The 16,835-nt window shown below is 65.0% G+C and carries 13 protein-coding genes; 10 read left to right on the top strand and 3 right to left on the bottom strand.

Annotated features, from left to right (window positions below):
• Nucleotides 1-3: 3 nt before the first annotated feature.
• Both K414_RS0119930 and K414_RS0119925 read right to left on the bottom strand, forming a co-directional pair.
• Nucleotides 4-474, bottom strand: coding sequence for a helix-turn-helix transcriptional regulator (locus tag K414_RS0119930; protein ID WP_027497545.1), 471 nt, complete (start codon nt 472-474; stop codon nt 4-6).
• Complete coding sequence (locus K414_RS0119925; protein ID WP_027497544.1) at nt 471-1,358, bottom strand: ribokinase; 888 nt, start codon at nt 1,356-1,358, stop codon at nt 471-473. The genes K414_RS0119930 and K414_RS0119925 overlap by 4 nt, the downstream gene beginning before the upstream one ends.
• 105 nt (nt 1,359-1,463) lie before the next feature.
• Between K414_RS0119925 and K414_RS0119920 the strand changes: the two genes are divergently transcribed.
• The 9 genes from K414_RS0119920 to K414_RS0119880 all read left to right on the top strand — a co-directional run bounded on the left by K414_RS0119920 (nt 1,464) and on the right by K414_RS0119880 (nt 14,279).
• Nucleotides 1,464-2,729 carry an aminotransferase class III-fold pyridoxal phosphate-dependent enzyme gene (locus K414_RS0119920; RefSeq protein ID WP_027497543.1) on the top strand — a complete coding sequence of 422 codons (1,266 nt, stop codon included), beginning with the start codon at nt 1,464-1,466 and terminating at the stop codon, nt 2,727-2,729.
• A gap of 23 nt (nt 2,730-2,752) precedes the next feature.
• Nucleotides 2,753-5,638 carry an FAD-binding and (Fe-S)-binding domain-containing protein gene (locus K414_RS0119915; protein ID WP_027497542.1) on the top strand — a complete coding sequence of 962 codons (2,886 nt, stop codon included), beginning with the start codon at nt 2,753-2,755 and terminating at the stop codon, nt 5,636-5,638.
• Entirely contained in the window at nt 5,635-7,110 is a 1,476-nt protein-coding gene (locus tag K414_RS0119910; protein ID WP_027497541.1) for an NAD-dependent succinate-semialdehyde dehydrogenase, read from the top strand. Before K414_RS0119915 ends, K414_RS0119910 begins: the two co-directional genes overlap by 4 nt.
• A gap of 14 nt (nt 7,111-7,124) precedes the next feature.
• A complete protein-coding gene (locus K414_RS0119905) occupies nt 7,125-7,838 on the top strand; it encodes a GntR family transcriptional regulator (RefSeq protein WP_027497540.1) in 714 nt (237 codons plus the stop codon).
• A 221-nt stretch (nt 7,839-8,059) separates the two neighbouring features.
• Nucleotides 8,060-9,238: a Xaa-Pro peptidase family protein gene (locus K414_RS0119900; protein ID WP_027497539.1), complete on the top strand. Its 1,179-nt coding sequence runs from the start codon at nt 8,060-8,062 to the stop codon at nt 9,236-9,238.
• Between the two features lie 3 nt (nt 9,239-9,241).
• Entirely contained in the window at nt 9,242-10,588 is a 1,347-nt protein-coding gene (locus K414_RS0119895; RefSeq protein ID WP_027497538.1) for a PLP-dependent aminotransferase family protein, read from the top strand.
• Nucleotides 10,585-11,781, top strand: a complete 1,197-nt coding sequence (locus tag K414_RS0119890; RefSeq protein ID WP_027497537.1) for a M20 family metallopeptidase — start codon at nt 10,585-10,587, stop codon at nt 11,779-11,781. Before K414_RS0119895 ends, K414_RS0119890 begins: the two co-directional genes overlap by 4 nt.
• A gap of 111 nt (nt 11,782-11,892) precedes the next feature.
• Nucleotides 11,893-13,323, top strand: coding sequence for an MFS transporter (locus K414_RS0119885; RefSeq protein WP_051365181.1), 1,431 nt, complete (start codon nt 11,893-11,895; stop codon nt 13,321-13,323).
• The gene (locus tag K414_RS0119880; protein WP_081701631.1) at nt 13,323-14,279 is read left to right on the top strand and encodes a D-2-hydroxyacid dehydrogenase; all 957 of its coding nucleotides are present in this window, start codon (nt 13,323-13,325) and stop codon (nt 14,277-14,279) included. The genes K414_RS0119885 and K414_RS0119880 overlap by 1 nt, the downstream gene beginning before the upstream one ends.
• Before the next feature lie 20 nt (nt 14,280-14,299).
• Here K414_RS0119880 and K414_RS0119875 read toward each other — a convergent pair whose 3' ends face one another.
• The gene (locus tag K414_RS0119875; RefSeq protein WP_027497534.1) at nt 14,300-15,418 is read right to left on the bottom strand and encodes an NADH:flavin oxidoreductase/NADH oxidase; all 1,119 of its coding nucleotides are present in this window, start codon (nt 15,416-15,418) and stop codon (nt 14,300-14,302) included.
• 114 nt (nt 15,419-15,532) lie between these two features.
• Between K414_RS0119875 and K414_RS0119870 the strand changes: the two genes are divergently transcribed.
• Nucleotides 15,533-16,813: a glutamate-5-semialdehyde dehydrogenase gene (locus K414_RS0119870; protein WP_027497533.1), complete on the top strand. Its 1,281-nt coding sequence runs from the start codon at nt 15,533-15,535 to the stop codon at nt 16,811-16,813.
• Nucleotides 16,814-16,835: the final 22 nt, after the last annotated feature.

The following is a 16,835-nucleotide window of genomic DNA, read 5'->3' as shown; positions in this document are numbered from 1 at the left end:
AGGCTAGGACGCCCCGGCCGCAGATGCTTCTTCGATTCTGCTCGGCTCGGTCACCGCCGCCGTCGGGGATGTGGGCCCTCGCATCGGGCGTCCGAGAACCATCGCGGTGCAGCTGGGTACGGCGTGGCTGCCACGATGATCGCGGGCGCGGTAGGCGCTCGGTGTCTCGCCCACGATCTCGGTGAATCTCGAGCTGAACGACCCGAGACTGGTACAGCCGACGGCGAAGCATGCCTCGGTGACCGTGACGTCTCCGCGTCGCAGCAGCGCTTTGGCGCGCTCGATCCGTCGTGTCATCAGATGCGCGTACGGCGTCTCGCCGTAGGCCTCTCGAAACCGGCGACTGAAGTGTGCAGTGGACATCAGCGCGGTTCTGGCGAGTGAGGGGACGTCGAGCGGTTGCGCGAAATCGCGATCCATTCGATCGCGTGCGCGGCGCAGCAGGCGGAGCTCGGTCGGGTCGTACGCAGTCATCGCGCGTCCGCACCGCGGAGGGATTCGATCTGGGCCCTCGTTCCCGAGGACGAGCTCGCGCCGGCTCCCGTCGCAGCGAAAGCACCTGCGGCGACGGCCCATTGGATGGCAGCGCGGGGTCCGCTCGACCAGGATGCCGCGAGTGCTCCGGCGAATGCGTCACCCGCTCCGGTGGTGTCGACCGCCTCGACCTTCGGCGCGGGTACTTCGAACGATTCCGAGCCGCGATATCTCGCGCCTCGTGCGCCGAGCGTGGTGACCACATGTTCTATGTTCTTCGCTCGGCTCCCGATGCGCGCTTCCTCGGCCTCGTTGACCACCAGGACGTCGGTGGCGGCAACGAGAGCGTCGGGCAGATCCTGGACGGGGGACGGGTTGAGCATCGTCACGACGTCGTGGGAGTGTGCGTACTCGAACGCGGCGAGTACGGTCTCGAGGGGAATCTCCAACTGGCACAGCAGGATATCGGCCTCGTCGATGATTGCCAGGTCGTCGTCGGTGAGCTCGTGTACACCGCCGTTGGCTCCGGCGACGACCACGATGCTGTTCTCGGCTCGGTCGTCGACGGTGATGGCGGCGATACCGGACGCTCCCGCTGCGGTTCGCAGAGCATGGTCGTCGACGCCTGCGCTGGTGAGTGTGTGCCGCAGTGTCGGCCCGAATTCGTCGTCGCCGACCGCCCCGACGAAGCTCACGCGAGCTCCCGACTTCGACGCCGCGATCGCCTGGTTGGCACCTTTGCCGCCGGGTGCGGTGTCGAACGAGGTCCCCAACACGGTTTCGCCCGGTTCGGGCAGGGCGGGGGTCCGAGTGATCAGGTCCATGTTGATGCTGCCCAGTACGACGATGCGCGGGCTGCTCGAGCGGGGGTTCGATGCGGACACGACCGAACCCTATCGCTCTCGGCTCGACCGAACGGGTCGATCCCGCCCGGAATTCACAATTGCAGATTGTTGACAATCCGGAATCGGTGGGTGACGATGGCGTCCATGACAGCGTCGACTCGCACCCACCTCAGCCCCGCACTCAAGCAGGCGACCCCGATCGTCGTCGACCACGGAAAGGGCAGCTGGATCATCGGGACCGACGGGCGCAAGTACCTCGACTTCACGACCGGCATCGGCGTCACCAGCACCGGTCACTGCCATCCCCGCGTGGTCGAGGCAGCTCGCGAACAGGTGGGCAAGATCATCCACGCCCAGTACACGACCGTCATGCATCAGCCTCTGCTCGCGCTGACCGACAAGCTCGGAGAAGTGTTGCCTGCCGGGTTGGGCAGTGTGTTCTACGCGAACTCGGGATCCGAGGCAGTCGAGGCGTCGATCCGATTGGCGCGCATGGCAACCGGTCGACCGAACATCGTTGCATTCCACGGCGGCTTCCACGGGCGAACGGTGGCGGCTGCATCGCTCACCACGGCGGGAACCAAGTTCCGATCGGGATTCTCGCCGATCATGGGTGGGGTGCACATCGCACCGTTTCCGTATGCATTTCGGTACGGATGGGACATCGACACCGCAGTCGCCTTCGCGCTGAAGGAACTCGACTACCTGTTGATGACGATGTCCAGCCCCGCCGACACGGCTGCGTTCATCATCGAGCCGGTGCTGGGCGACGGCGGGTACCTGCCCACGCCCCCTGCATTCCTCGAGGGCTTGCGCGAACGCGCCGACACCCACGGCATCGTCCTGATCGTCGACGAGGTGCAGGCCGGAGTCGGACGCACCGGAACGTTCTGGGGCCATCAGCACTCGTCGATCACTCCCGACATCCTCATTACCGCAAAAGGACTCGCCAGCGGGTTCCCGATCTCGGCGATCGCCGCATCGGCAGAGCTGATGGGCAAGGCATGGCCGGGGTCGCAAGGCGGAACCTACGGCGGCAACGCCGTCGCTGCTGCGGCGGGAGTCGCTACCCTCGACGTCGTGCGCGAGGAAGGGCTGGTCGACAACGCGGCAGCGCAGGGCCGAGTTCTCCTCGACGGCCTTCTCGCGCTGAAGGAACAGCACCCGGCCATCGGTGATGCTCGGGGACTCGGATTGATGCAGGCGCTCGAATTCGTCGACAGCTCGGGCAATCCCGACGCCGCCGCTGCTCTGCGGGTGCAACAGGGTGCCATCGACGAAGGGCTGCTGTTGCTCACCTGCGGTGCGCTCGGCAACGTGGTTCGTATCATTCCAGCACTGATCGTGAGCGACGACGAGATGACGTTCGGACTCGACGCGTTGTCGCGGACATTGAAGAACGTGCTGTGACAGCAGCCCCTGTTCGTTCCGAGGTGCCCGCACTCGTACAGCGAGTGCGAAGACTGGGCATCGACGTCGACGATTCGTCCCGACGGTTGGCCGAATACTCCTACGACGCGTCGAACTACCGAGTCCCGCCGGCCGCTGTCGTCTTTCCGCGCAGCGCCGACGAAGTGGCTACGGTCGTGTCGCTGTGTGCCGCCGCCGACGTTGTCGTCATCGGGCGTGGCGGCGGTACCTCCATGGCGGGCAACGCAATCGGCCGTGGGATCGTCCTCGACTTCTCGCGCCACATGAACCGGGTGCTCTCGGTCGACACCGAGTCCAGGACTGCCGTCGTCGAGCCCGGAATCGTCATCTCGGAGTTGCAACGTCAGCTGGTGACGCGGACCGACGGTGCCTTCACCTTTGCGCCCGATCCGTCCAGCAAGACCCGCGCGACGGTGGGCGGAGCCGTCGGCAACGACGCGTGCGGTAACCACTCCGTGCGGTACGGACGCACCGCCGACCACACGGTGGCCATGGACGTGGTGACCGCCGACGGATACCTGCTGCGAGTCACCCGCAGTGGTGTGCAGGCGCTGCGAACCCAGGACTCGGCGGCTGTCGCTGCAGCCGAACGTATCTCGAACGAGCTGCGCTCGCTGGTGTCCGACAACCTGGCCCTCCTGCGGGTCGAGTTGGGTCGCATCCCGCGTCAGGTATCGGGATTCCACCTCTCGCATCTGTTGCCGGAGAACGGTTTCGACGTCGCCCGGGCTCTCGTCGGAAGCGAAGGTGCCTGCGCGGTGATCGTGTCGGTGACCGTCGCCGTCGTGCCCGTACCCCCAGCCGCACTGCTGCTGTGTCTCGGATACGACGACGTGGTGGCCGCCGCGGCGGACGTGACGACCATTCTCGAGTTCTCACCCGCCGCCGTCGAAGGAATCGACGACAACATCGCCGGCACGATGGAGTATCGCCGCGGACCGGACTCGGTACGGGGGCTCCCTGCAGGAAATGCCTGGTTGTACGTCGACCTCGACGGGGCCGATGCGACAGAAGTGCAGGACAAGGCATCTCGGTTGCTCGAGGCGCTCGGTCGGCTCGGGCGCGTCAAAGAGGGTCGTATCGTGACCGATGCGGCCGATCGCGCAGCGTTGTGGCGGGTGCGCGAGGACGGTGCCGGTTTGGCGACGCGCCTGGCGAGTGGAGTCGAGTCCTGGGGCGGTTGGGAAGACGCCGCCGTGGCACCGGAAAACCTGTCGGCGTATCTCGCGGACCTGAATTCGCTACTGGCCGAACACGACTTGACCGGAGTGATGTACGGCCACTTCGGTGCCGGCTGCATGCACGTACGGATCACCTTCGACCAACGCACCGACGCCGGACGACGAGTGATGTACGACTTCCTGCGCGCTGCCGCACGCGTCGTCGTCAAGCACGGCGGCAGTCTTTCGGGCGAGCACGGTGACGGCCGCGCGCGCTCGGAGTTGTTGCCGGTCATGTATTCCCCTCGCATGCTCGACGCCTTCTCCCGGTTCAAGCGCATCTGGGACCCCGCGGGAATCCTGAACCCAGGATCGATCACCGACCCCGAACCCCTGATGGACAACCTGATGCTTCAAGGCATTCCGGCCCGGGAGTGGAAGACCAGCTTCGATCTGCACCAGATAGGGTCGCGATCCGATCTGGACCCGTTCGTCCATGCCACCCAATCCTGTGTGGGCGTGGGGAAATGTCGAACGACAACCGGTGGCGTCATGTGCCCGAGCTACCGTGCGACGGGTGACGAGAAGGATTCGACGCGGGGCCGGGCGCGGGTGCTGCAGGAGATGGTGCGCAGTTCTCCGACGGTGGCCGACGGATGGGCATCGAAGGACGTTGCGGAGTCGCTCGATCTCTGCCTGTCGTGCAAGGCCTGCTCCTCGGACTGTCCCGTCGGCGTCGACATGGCCACGTACAAATCGGAGTTCCTCGACCATCACTACGCGAGGCGGCTGCGGCCGCTGTCGCACTACTCGCTCGGGTGGTTGCCTCGATGGCTCGCGGTGACGAAGCGAACGGCACCGCTGCTCAATCGTCTGCTGACACCCCGGGTGTCGGCAGTGGCGGCACGTCTGGGTGGGCTGACCACCGAACGCGCATTGCCTCGGTTCGCGTCGTCGAAGGAACTGGCCGATGCCGTCCGAGTCGGCGGTGGCCGCGACGCCGATGTGGTGCTCGTCGTCGACACGTTCACACAAGGTTTTCGCCCCGAGGTCGCGGGTGCGGCACAACGCGTTCTCGAAGACTCCGGACGCACCACCGAATGCCGAACGGATGTGTGTTGCGGTTTGACGTGGATTTCGACGGGTCAGCTGAAGTCCGCTCGCAAGCAGCTGACGAAGGCCGTTGCGGCGCTGGACGACGGTACCGACAGGCCGATCGTCGTGACCGAACCGAGCTGTGCGGCCGCGTTCCGTAAGGACATGCCCGAACTGGTCCCCACGGACGCGGCGAGGAGGGTCGCGGCACGCGTCCAGAGCTTCGCCGGAGCGGTGATCGATCAAGCAGGCGCGGGCTGGCAGCCCTCGGGCGGCATGCCGGCTGCGGTCACGGTGCAGACTCACTGCCACGAGTACGCCGTCTTCGGCGATGCAACACAGCGCCGAGCCCTCGCGGCGGTGGGCATCGAGTCGGTACGTGAGGCCACCGGATGTTGCGGCGTAGCAGGTAATTTCGGTTTCGAGAGTCGGCATTACGAGCTCAGCATGGATGTCGCCGAGCAGGCTCTCGCGCCCGCGTTGCGGGCCACCGAACCCGACACTCCTGTTCTGACCGACGGATTCAGCTGTCACATGCAGGTGCGCCAACTGACCGGTGACTCGGGCGACGATGCATCCGTACACCTGGCACAGATACTCGATCCACGTTCGACGAAAGGACCGCGGCCATGACCGCCAGCTCGACCACCAGCCTCACGCGTCCGCGCATCACCTCTCCCACAGACTGTTTCATCGGTGGTGAGTGGGTGCCGTCGGTATCGGACGCCCGATTCGATGTCGTGGACCCGGCCACGGGCGAGGTCATCGCCACGGTTGCGGACGGCGGTATCGCGGACGCAGAGAAAGCGCTCGCTGCAGCCGTCGACTCCGCGGCGGAGTGGGCGGCCACCGCACCGCGAGTGCGAAGCGACATACTGCGGACGGCATACGAGATGATCATGGCCCGCTCGGAGGAGCTCGCTGCGATCATCACCGCCGAGATGGGTAAACCGCTCGCCGACGCGCGCGGCGAGGTGGCGTACGGAGCCGAGTTCTTTCGCTGGTTCTCCGAGGAAGCGGTACGCATCTCGGGTGATCACACCCTGACCGGAGACGGGAAGAACCGCATCGTGGTCACCCGCGCGCCGGTCGGGCCCTGCATTCTCGTCACGCCGTGGAACTTCCCGCTGGCCATGGGAACTCGCAAGATCGGGCCTGCCCTTGCGGCAGGCTGCACCGTCGTGTTCAAGCCCGCCGAGCAGACGCCGCTGACGGCACTTGCGCTGGTGCAGATTCTCCACGAGGCGGGGGTGCCTGCGGGCGTCGTCAACATCGTGCCGACCACCGATGCGTCGGGTGTCGTGGGGTCGTGGATGAGCAGCGGCGCTGCCCGCAAGATCAGCTTCACCGGATCCACGGCGGTGGGCAAGATTCTGCTCGAACAGGCAGCGGCGACGGTGATGCGGACGTCGATGGAGCTGGGCGGGAATGCGCCCTTCGTCGTCATGGACGATGCAGACCTCGACCGCGCCGTCGACGGAGCCATGGTTGCCAAGATGCGCAACATGGGCGAAGCATGTACCGCAGCGAACCGGTTCTTCGTTCACCGCAGTGTGGCACAACGCTTTTCGGTTGCTTTGGCCGACCGAATGGGTGCGCTGAGGGTGGGCGCGGGCGCTTCTCACGGGACCGAGGTGGGGCCGCTGATCGACGACGCAGGCCGAGGCAAGGTCCAGGCTCTGGTCGACGATGCTCTTGCACGCGGTGCCCGCGCCGTCGTCGGAGGTGCGGCCCCGGACGGGCCGGGCTACTTCTACCCTCCGACCGTCCTGACCGATGTCGATACCGAATCGGATCTGATGTCCCAGGAAATATTCGGACCGGTGGCCGCCATCGTTCCCTTCGACACCGAGGACGAGGTCGTCACGCTGGCCAACGACACCGAATGGGGACTGGTCGGATACGTGTTCACCCAGGACATCGATCGGGCTCTGCGAATGGGGGAGCGCCTCGAGGTGGGCATGGTGGGGCTCAACACCGGGCTGGTGTCGAATCCGGCAGCCCCGTTCGGTGGTGTCAAACAATCGGGACTCGGCCGCGAGGGCGGGAAAGTCGGAATAGACGAGTTTCTGGAGTACAAATACTTCGCGATTCCCCGCAGCTGAGGAAGGTTCTGATCATGCCCGGTTCGAGACGCCTGACACCGATCGACGCACGCAACACGTCGATGGTGATCGCGGATCAGATTCGCGATCGCATCATCGACGGGTCCTACGCGCCCGGAGAACAGATCAACGAGGCGAATGTCGCGGCGGAGCTGGAGATTTCACGTGGCCCCGTGCGAGAGGCGTTGCAGCGTCTGAATCAGGAGGGACTGCTCGTCAGCTACCGCAACCGCGGTGTGTTCGTCGTCGAGCTCAGCAGCGGCGACGTCGCCGAGATCTACCAGTCGCGTGCAGCGATCGAGGTCGGTGCGGCATGGACTCTGGTACATGGCGATCGTGCCCAGCTGATCAAGACCGCGGACGAACTCTCGGCCATCGTGATGCAGATGCAGCCGTTCATCGATCGGGCGGATTGGCGTGGCCTCGCCGAACGCGACCTTGCCTTTCACACTGCCCTGGTAGCGGCCACGAGGAACAGTCGGATGTCTCGTATGTACGCCACGCTGGCGGCCGAGGCACGCATTTGCATGGCAAATCTCGAAACTGCTTACTACCGTCCCGAAGCCCTGGTCGAGGAACATCAGCTGATCGTCGATCTGCTGCTGGGATCGGATTGGGATGCGCTCGAGAAGGGCGTCCACGAACACATGGACACCGCCGTGCACGATCTGACGCGAGCCATGGTCGACGAGCAGGCCGAGCAATCCGTACTCGCCACACCCGGGTAGAGCCTTCGGGCGCAACACAGCTTTAACACGGCAGCCCTTGCTCCCCACCGGCACCTGCGGATAGCCTGATTGTCAACAATCTACTAAAAGACCTCCCGAAGGGGGTGCCCGTGAACGCCTCATCCGACGATGCCTACGTCACCGCAATCGGACCCGCGCAGACTCCAGGACGGGCTGCTCCCGGCCTGGCTCGCTACCCGGACGTACCGAACAGCACGCCCATCACGTTCACCGAGGAGGAATACGCCGACCGGCTCGCAGCCGTCCGTCAGCGCATGGCGTCGCAGAACCTGACTGCGCTGATCGTCACCGACCCCGCGAATCTCTACTATCTGCTGGGCTACAACGCACTCTCGTTCTATACCCCGCAGATGCTGTACGTGCCGCTGGACGGCGAGCTGTACTTCTTCGCTCGCGAGATGGATGCCAACGGTGCGTTCCGTACGTCGTGGTTGCCGCAGGACCACACCTTCGGATACCCGGAGACGTTCGTTCAGCGCAGAGACACCCACCCGTTCGTCTGGGTAGCCGCCAAGCTACGAGAGTTGGGGTTGGTCAACAACTTCGAGCACGGTCAAGTGGGACTGGAGATGGACTCGTACTACTTCAGCCCCAAGGCCTTCGAAGCGCTCGTCAAATCGCTACCCGAGTACCGATTCACCGACTCCTACGAGTTGGTCAATTGGATCCGCGTGGTCAAGTCGCCGGCCGAGATCGCGTTGATGCGCGGTGCGGCGACGGTGTGCGAGGCCGCGATGTCTGTTGCGCACCAAGCAATTTCGGTAGGGGAACGGCAGTGCGATGCCGCTGCCGCCATCATGAACGCACAGGTACGCGGCACTGCCGACTTCGGCGGCGATCACCCTGCCATCGTGCCGATGCTGCCGACCGGGGCCGGAGCGGACACTCCGCACCTGACGTGGTCGGATCAACGGTTCGTACGCGGCGAGACCACCGTCGTCGAACTGGCCGGCGTGTTCCGGCGGTACCACGTTCCGATGGCTCGGACGATCGTGCTCGGCAAGCCGAGTCCGCGTCTGAAATACCTCGCGGAATCCACCGGTGAAGCGCTGAACGAGGTACTGGCAACGGTCCGCCCCGGGGCCACCGCAACCGAGCTGGCTCAGGTATGGAACACCAGCCTGGCCAAGCACGGCCTCCACAAACCCTCGCGCATCGGCTACTCGATCGGCGTCGCGTACGCCCCCGACTGGGGCGAGCGCACGGTGAGCCTCCGCACCGACGACGAGACCGTTCTGGCCGAGAACATGACCTTTCACATCATCGGCGGAATGTGGATGGACGACTACGGATACGAGGTGTCCGAAGCAGTCCGAGTCACCGACACCGGCGTCGAAACATTCACCGCATACCCCCGAGAACTACTGACGAAGGAGTGAGACATGACCACCTCCACCGCAGGCTCCACTCCTGCTACTTCGGGTCGTTCCGCAGGCTCCACTCCTGCAGCTGCGGGTCGTTCCGCAGGCTCCACTCCCGCCCAGAAGGGTCGTTCCGCGGGCTCCACTCCTGCCATTCCCTGGGCCCTGCGCACCGACCAACTGGTGGGATCGGTGATCGACTCGTCGACATCGCTTCTCGCCGCCCAGAAACACGACATCGTCAGGTTCGCGATGGGATCTCCTGCGGCCGAGACGGTTCCGGCTGCGGCGTTCACCGAGATCGCCGGCAGTGTGCTCACAGCGGACGCCTTCGATTACGGTGCCACCGAGGGTGATCCGGGTCTGCTCGACGCGTTGTTGGCGTATCTCGAGTCCGTCGGCGAACCCACGTCCGAGGATCGGGTCGTCATCACCTCGGGCGGCATGCAGGGTCTCGACATCGCCTGCAAGCTGTTCGTCGATCCCGGTGATCTGGTCATTGTCGAAAGTCCCACGTACACCAACGGAACTGCCACCGTGTTGAGCTACGGCGGCGACATTCTCGAGGCACCGATGGACAGTGACGGTCTCATCGTCGAGGCGTTACCCGAACTCGTCGAGCGAGCCGGGCGTCTACCGAAGATGATCTACGTGATTCCCAACTTTCAGAATCCGTCCGGGGTCACGCTGTCACTCGAGCGTCGACTGTTGTTGATCGAGTTGGCACACCGATGGGGTTCGGTGATTCTCGACGACGATCCCTATGGCCTGCTGCGTTTCTCGGGGGACCCGATCCCGAGTTTCGGGGCGCTGAGTCCGAACGATCCGCTGATCTTCTCGGTGCGGACCTTCTCGAAGATGATCGCGCCCGGTCTGCGCGTGGGGTGGGTGGACGCGGCCCCCGAAGCGCGTCGGTTGATCGTCAACGCCAAGCAGGCGATGGACACCTGTACGAATCTTCCGGCCCAGAGGATGGTGGCCGAGTACATCCGGCGCGGGCTGCTCGAGGAGCACCTGCGGTCGCTGGCTGCGGTCTACCTACCGCGAAAGATGGCGATGCAGAACAGCATTGCGACACACTTCGGTGACGCGATGTCCACCACGGATCCCGACGGGGGCTTCTTTCTGTGGGCGACGTTGCGCGGAAACGATCACGATTTCTCGACGCAGGATCTGTTCGAAACCGCACTGGCCGAAGGAGTTGCCTACATTCCCGGACCGGCGTTGTCGGTGGGCGGCAAGTTTCACGATTCGCTACGGCTGTGCTTCGCCTCGTCGACACCCGAGCGCATCGAGGAAGGCATCAGGCGGTTGGCCGTCGCGGTGGAAAAATCGAAGCATCTGCTCGCCTCCGACCCCACGCGATGACCGTTCCGAGTGCCCAGCAGTCTCTGCTCGACTCCGTCGATGAGAACGAGATCGTTTCTCTCACAGCCGCGTTGATCGAGGCGGGCGGTGAAAATCCGGGCGACACCGAAGAAAAGTGCGCGAAAATACTCGCGGAGCGATGTCGCGCACTGGGATTCGACGTTCGCACGATCGAGGTCGCTCCCGGCAGACCGAACGTGATCGCCTCGATCGGACCCGATGACACCCCCGGGGTCCTGTTCGTCGGCCACTCCGACGTCGTTCCGGCGGGCACGGGCTGGACCACGGATCCGTTCACCGCGGTCGTGCGAGAGGGGCGCATGGTCGGACGGGGAGCATGCGACATGAAAGGGGGAGTGGCCGCAGTGGTGGCCGCTATGGATGCGGTGAACCGTGCCGGTCTTGCAGATCGCTTCCCGATGACGTTGGCGTGTCTGGTGGACGAGGAAGACGCGGGCTTGGGTATTCGAGCATTCGTCGCCGACCCGGGACCCCGTCGTTTCCAGTGTTGCGTGGTGGCTGAGCCGACGGACCTGGTGACCATCGTCGGTTGCCGAGGAGCCGCGAATATCGAGATCGACGTGCGCGGGCGTTCGGCTCATGCAGGTCGGCCGCGTAACGGTGCCAATGCGATATCCGCTGCCGCCCGCATCGTCGCCGTCATCGAGGACTGGCAGATCGAATTGGACGAGGATCCACACGCCGAACTCGGTCCCGCTACCTGGAACGTGGGCACCGTGACGGGAGGCACCGGTACGTCGATGGTTGCCGACCGGTGCGTGCTCACGGTCGACCGTCGGCTGCTACCCGATGAGAGCGCTGCGGAGGTGGTGGACGACCTGCGTTCGCGGATCGACGCGGCAGGTATCACCGGTTCGGGAATCGAGGTACATCTCGAGGTGTCGATGGAAATGCCGGGCTTTCTGACCGCTGCGGACGATGGATTGGTCACCACTGCAATGCAATCGGTTCGCGACATCGGATCTGCCGGTTTCACTGACATCTGGACTGCTTCGTGCGATGGTGGTTTCGTGGCACAGCAGATGGGTATCCGCACCGTCGTGCTCGGTCCCGGGGAGATCGAAAACCAGGCGCACCGGCCGGACGAGTCCGTCGCCGTGCAGCAATTGACCGACAGCGCAAAGGCGTACGCGTTGATCGCCACCAGAATCGCTGCGCCACCTGGTCTTTAGTTTTCCAAGAGGGGGTTGTTCGAGACGTGCGCCCGGCGTCGACGTAAAGTCGGACGCTGCGAAGTACCAAACCGACGCTCCACGTTGTCATAAAGCGAGAGGTATTGGACCGTGACCGAAACTTCAGGGTCGGCAGCTTCGCCGACCGGATATCCGCCGAGTACCGACACACTCAGCGCGAACGAAACGAAAATTCTGCATCGCGCGATCGGCGGGTCCGCACTGGGCAACGCCGTGGAGTGGTTCGACTACGCGGTGTACGGCTACCTCGCCGTCTACATTGCCGCCAATTTCTTTCCGTCGGACGACGGGGGAGCGAGTCTGCTCTCCACGTTCGCCGTGCTGGCCGCGTCGTTCATCATTCGCCCCATCGGCGGCATCGTGCTCGGCCCGCTCGGCGACCGCATCGGTCGTCAGAAGGTCCTCGTCCTGACCGTCTCGATGATGACGTTGGCCACGGCGGCGATCGGTGTGCTGCCGACGTTCGACACCATCGGTATCGCAGCACCGTTGCTGTTGCTCGTCTGCCGACTGGTGCAGGGCTTCTCCACCGGCGGTGAGTACGGCGGCGCAGCAGTGTTCATGGCCGAGTACGCGCCCGACAAGCGCCGCGGATTCTTCGGGTCGTTCCTCGAATTCGGCACCCTCGCAGGCACGGTGGGCGGGGCCACCCTGTGCACCCTGCTCAACGTCGGGCTCGGAGACGAGACCATGGAGGCCTGGGGCTGGCGAATCCCGTTCCTGGTGACGCTCCCGCTGGGCATCGTCGCGTTGTGGCTGCGGACCCGGCTCGAGGACTCTCCGGTGTTCGCCGAGGCCAAGGAAGACGGCGGCACGGTCGAAGAAGGTGCAGGTGGAGCAGTCACCTCCCTCAAGGCCACCCTGACGTACTGGCAGCGGATCCTGATTCTGATGGGATTCGTGCTGCTGCTCAACATCGCGTACTACACGGTGCTCACGTTCTTGCCCTCGTACCTCAGCGACACGTTGGGGCACAGCACGACTCAGTCCAACTTCACTCTCGTGGCCATCATGATCATCATGATGTTGATCATCAACCCCATCGGCGCTCTGTCCGACCGGGTGGGCCGAAAGCCGTTGCTGCTGGTCGCCTGTGTGGGGTACTTCGTCTTCAGCGTCCCGCTGTTTCTGTTGATCATCAACACCGGCCTGATCGGCCAGAGCATCGGCCTGCTCGGTCTCGGCGTGTTGCTGGTCATCATGTGCTCCTGCGTGTCGTCGACGCTGCCCGCTTTGTTTCCCACCCAGGTGCGCTACGGAGCGTTCGCCATCGGATACAACGTCTCGACGGCGCTCTTCGGCGGCACGGCACCGCTGATTCTGACGTTCCTGATCGACCGCACGGGTTCCAACCTGATCCCGGGGTGGTACATGATGATCGCAGCTGCCATCGCGTTCGTTCCGATCCTGTTGATGCCCGAAACCGCGGGCCGGTCGTTGCGCGGCACCCAGTGCCCCGGTGACAACGACGACGAGGTCGCTGCGTCCGGCGTCGAGCTCGTCGGATACAAGTCGAAGTAGTGCGTCCGGTCCTGGCCGTTCTGCATGCCGGCGACCTTCCCGACGGACTCGAGTCCGTCGCGGAGGTCGCCGACATCAGGTATGCCACCGCCGACACGCTCGCCGAGGCCGTCGACGGTGCCGATGCCCTGCTGCTGTGGGATTTCTTCTCGCCCGCAGTCGAATCCGCGTGGCCGCAGTGCGGTTCGCTGAAGTGGATCCATATCGCCGCTGCCGGCGTGGACTCGTTGTTGTTCGACGAACTGGTGGAATCCGATGTGGTCGTGACCAATTCGCGTGGAGTGTTCGACCGACCTATCGCGGAGTTCGTGCTGGCTCAGATCCTCGCGTTCGCCAAGGACTCCGAACGTTCGCGCACACTGCAGCATTCGAGCACCTGGCAGCACCGCGAGACCGAACGCATCGACGGTGCACACGTGATGATCGTGGGCACGGGAGCAATCGGACGAGCCATTGCCACTTTGTTGACGGCAGTGGGCATGTCGGTCTCCGGCGTGGGTCGAACAGCGCGAGGCGGCGACGGAGACTTCGGCACCGTGTACGCCAGTGATGATCTGGTGGACGAGGTAGGGCGGGCCGACTACCTGGTTCTGGTTGCCCCGCTGACCGAACAGACGAGGGGCCTGGTCGACGATTCCGTGTTGGCCGCGATGAAGCCCGGATCGAGGGTGATCAACGTCGGTCGCGGCGAGCTGCTCGACGCCGATGCACTGCTCACGCATCTCGCTTCCGGACACCTCGCCGGGGCTGCGCTCGACGTTTTCGAGACCGAGCCGCTCCCGGCAGATCACGCGCTGTGGGCGGCCGAGAACGTGGTCGTCACTCCGCACATGAGCGGGGACGCGTCGGGGTGGAAGAGTCGTCTCGCCGACGTCTTCGTCGACAACGCGCAGCGATACTTTCGCGGCGAACAGCTGCGCAATGTCGTCGACAAGAAGCTCGGTTTCGTGGTGTGACCGGTCTTGTGATGTGACTGTCAGTAGGCCCGCTCGTACTGCGGTGCCACTGCCGGTGTCATCTCCACTCCGAGTTCGCGGGCCGCGCGCCGTGGCCAGTACGGATCGCGCAGCAGCTCACGGGCGAGGAGCACTGCAGTCGCCTCGCCGAGCGAAACGATGTCCTCGGCCTGTTTCGGTTCGGTGATCATCCCCACCGCTGCGGCCGGCATCGTGGTCTCGTTCTGGATACGCCGTGCGAACGGCACCTGGTAGCCGGGTTCGACCGGAATCTCGGCGCGTACGTTCCCGCCGGTGGACGTATCGACGAGATCCACGCCGTGCTCGGTGAGTATCTGCGCCAGCGCGACAGTCTGATCAGAGGTCCAACTCGGAGCTTCTAAGTCGGCTGCAGCATCGGACTTCTCGGGTTCGTCGAGCCAGTCCGTTGCCGACAGACGGACGAACACCGGAAGCTCGGCCGGCCACACCTCACGGACCGCGTCGACCACCTCGATCAGCAGGCGAGTCCGCCCCGCGAAGTCGCCGCCGTAGGCGTCGGTGCGGGTGTTGCTGGCTGGCGAGAGGAATTGGTGCAGGAGGTATCCGTGTGCGCCGTGTATCTCGGCTACCTGGAACCCGGCCTTCAGTGCGCGCCGCGCAGCGTTACGAAAATCGTCGACGATCTTTGCGATGTCGTCGGCTGTCGCTTCCCGTGGTGTCGCGTAACGACCGAACGGTACGGCGCTCGGGCCCACGGTCTTCCAGCTCCGGGGATCCTCGGCGGGCAGTGATGTGCCACCGAGCCAGGGTGCCGCCGTCGAGCCCTTCCGGCCCGCATGCGCCAGCTGGATGCCCGGGACGGTACCGAAGGACGAGATCTCGGTGACGATCTCGGCCAGTGCGTCGGCCTGTGTGTCGTTCCAGATGCCCAGGTCCGACGGGCTGATTCGGCCCTCGGGGCTGACCGCTGTGGCCTCGGTGATGATCAGGCCGGCTCCGCCGATCGCGCGGCTCACCAGGTGGGTGCGATGCCAGTCGCCCGCGACGCCGACGTTCTCGCCCGTCTCGTCGGCCGAGTACTGGCACATCGGTGCCATCCATACCCGGTTGGGAAAGGTGAGCTCGCGCAATGTCAGGGGCTCGAACAGGGCACTCACAGGTGGTTCCTCCGGTCTGTCGGTCTCGACGTCGGTGACGTCGGCGATGTCCACGCTGTGCTGCAACGACGTGGAGATGCAGCTTCATTCCCCGGCCCTATTAGTGTGTAGTGCATGACTGCTTCCGTCTCGGCCGCTTCGGTGCCGTCCTCTGCCGACGAGCGCGAGAACGTGCACTCGGCTGCTCGCCGAGCCCGCGTCGCTTCACGTGCACTGGCGTTGCTGACCACTGCGGAGAAGGATTCGCTGCTGCATGCCGCGGCCGACGCCGTGCTGGCCGCAGCGGAGCCGGTGCTCGCAGCCAACGCCGCCGACATCGAGATCGCCCGCGCTGCGGGAACGGACGAGGGTCTGCTCGATCGGCTGCGGCTGACGGCACCGCGCATCGACGGTATTGCCGCCGGGCTGCGGCAGGTGGCGGGCCTACCCGATCCGATCGGCGAGGTCATCCGCGGATCGACGCTCCCCAACGGGCTCGAGATCAGGCAGATGCGGGTTCCGCTGGGCGTCGTGGGCATGGTCTACGAGGCGCGCCCCAACGTGACCGTCGACGCGTTCGGTCTGGCGTTCAAATCCGGGAACGCAGTGCTGCTGCGGGGATCCTCGTCCGCGGCGCAGTCGAACGCAGCCCTGGTCGAGGCGCTGCAGGGTGCGCTCACGAGCCACGGGCTGCCGGAATCGGCAGTACAACTGCTCGGTAGTGCTGATCGGTCGACGGTCACCCACCTCATTCAGGCCCGCGGGCTGGTGGATGTCGTGATCCCGCGTGGGGGAGCGGGTTTGATCGCCGCGGTCGTGCGTGATGCCACGGTTCCCACCATCGAGACCGGGGTGGGTAACTGCCACGTCTATCTGCATTCCTCCGCCGACGCGGAGACGGCCGAGAAGATCGTGCTCAACGCCAAGACCCGCCGGGTGAGCGTGTGCAACGCCGCCGAAACGGTGCTGGTCGATGCCGCGATCGCCGAGACCATGGTGCCGAGGTTGTTGCAGGCGTTCCAGATGCACAGTGTCACGGTGCACGGTGATCTGCCGGGGTTGGTTCCTGCAGGCGACGACGATTGGTCGCAGGAATACCTCTCGCTCGACATCGCGCTGAAGGTGGTCGACGGCATCGACGAGGCAATCGACCACATCGACCGATACGGCACCGGCCATACCGAGGCGATCGTCGCGTCGGACATCGGTGCTGCGCGCGAATTCACCCGACGAGTCGACGCGGCTGCCGTGATGGTCAACGCCTCCACTGCGTTCACCGACGGCGAGCAGTTCGGCTTCGGTGCCGAGATCGGCATCTCCACCCAGAAGCTGCACGCCCGCGGCCCCATGGGCCTGCCCGAGCTGACCTCGACCAAGTGGACGGTGTGGGGCGACGGGCACGTCAGACCCGTCTGACCGGCCTGCAGCCACTCGACCC

The organism is Rhodococcus sp. JG-3 (assembly GCF_000482405.1).
Taxonomy (GTDB): domain Bacteria; phylum Actinomycetota; class Actinomycetes; order Mycobacteriales; family Mycobacteriaceae; genus Rhodococcoides; species Rhodococcoides fascians.
The sequence above is the reverse complement of the archived record's forward strand: the minus strand, read 5'-3'. Positions and strand labels throughout refer to the sequence as shown.

Bases quoted from the DNA above. Each gene is read 5' to 3' on its own strand.
- K414_RS0119930 (WP_027497545.1), bottom strand. From the start codon at position 474: ATGACTGCGTACGACCCGACCGAGCTCCGCCTGCTGCGCCGCGCACGC.
- K414_RS0119920 (WP_027497543.1), top strand. From the start codon at position 1,464: ATGACAGCGTCGACTCGCACCCACCTCAGCCCCGCACTCAAGCAGGCG.
- K414_RS0119910 (WP_027497541.1), top strand. From the start codon at position 5,635: ATGACCGCCAGCTCGACCACCAGCCTCACGCGTCCGCGCATCACCTCT.
- K414_RS0119905 (WP_027497540.1), top strand. From the start codon at position 7,125: ATGCCCGGTTCGAGACGCCTGACACCGATCGACGCACGCAACACGTCG.
- K414_RS0119895 (WP_027497538.1), top strand. From the start codon at position 9,242: ATGACCACCTCCACCGCAGGCTCCACTCCTGCTACTTCGGGTCGTTCC.
- K414_RS0119890 (WP_027497537.1), top strand. From the start codon at position 10,585: ATGACCGTTCCGAGTGCCCAGCAGTCTCTGCTCGACTCCGTCGATGAG.
- K414_RS0119870 (WP_027497533.1), top strand. From the start codon at position 15,533: ATGACTGCTTCCGTCTCGGCCGCTTCGGTGCCGTCCTCTGCCGACGAG.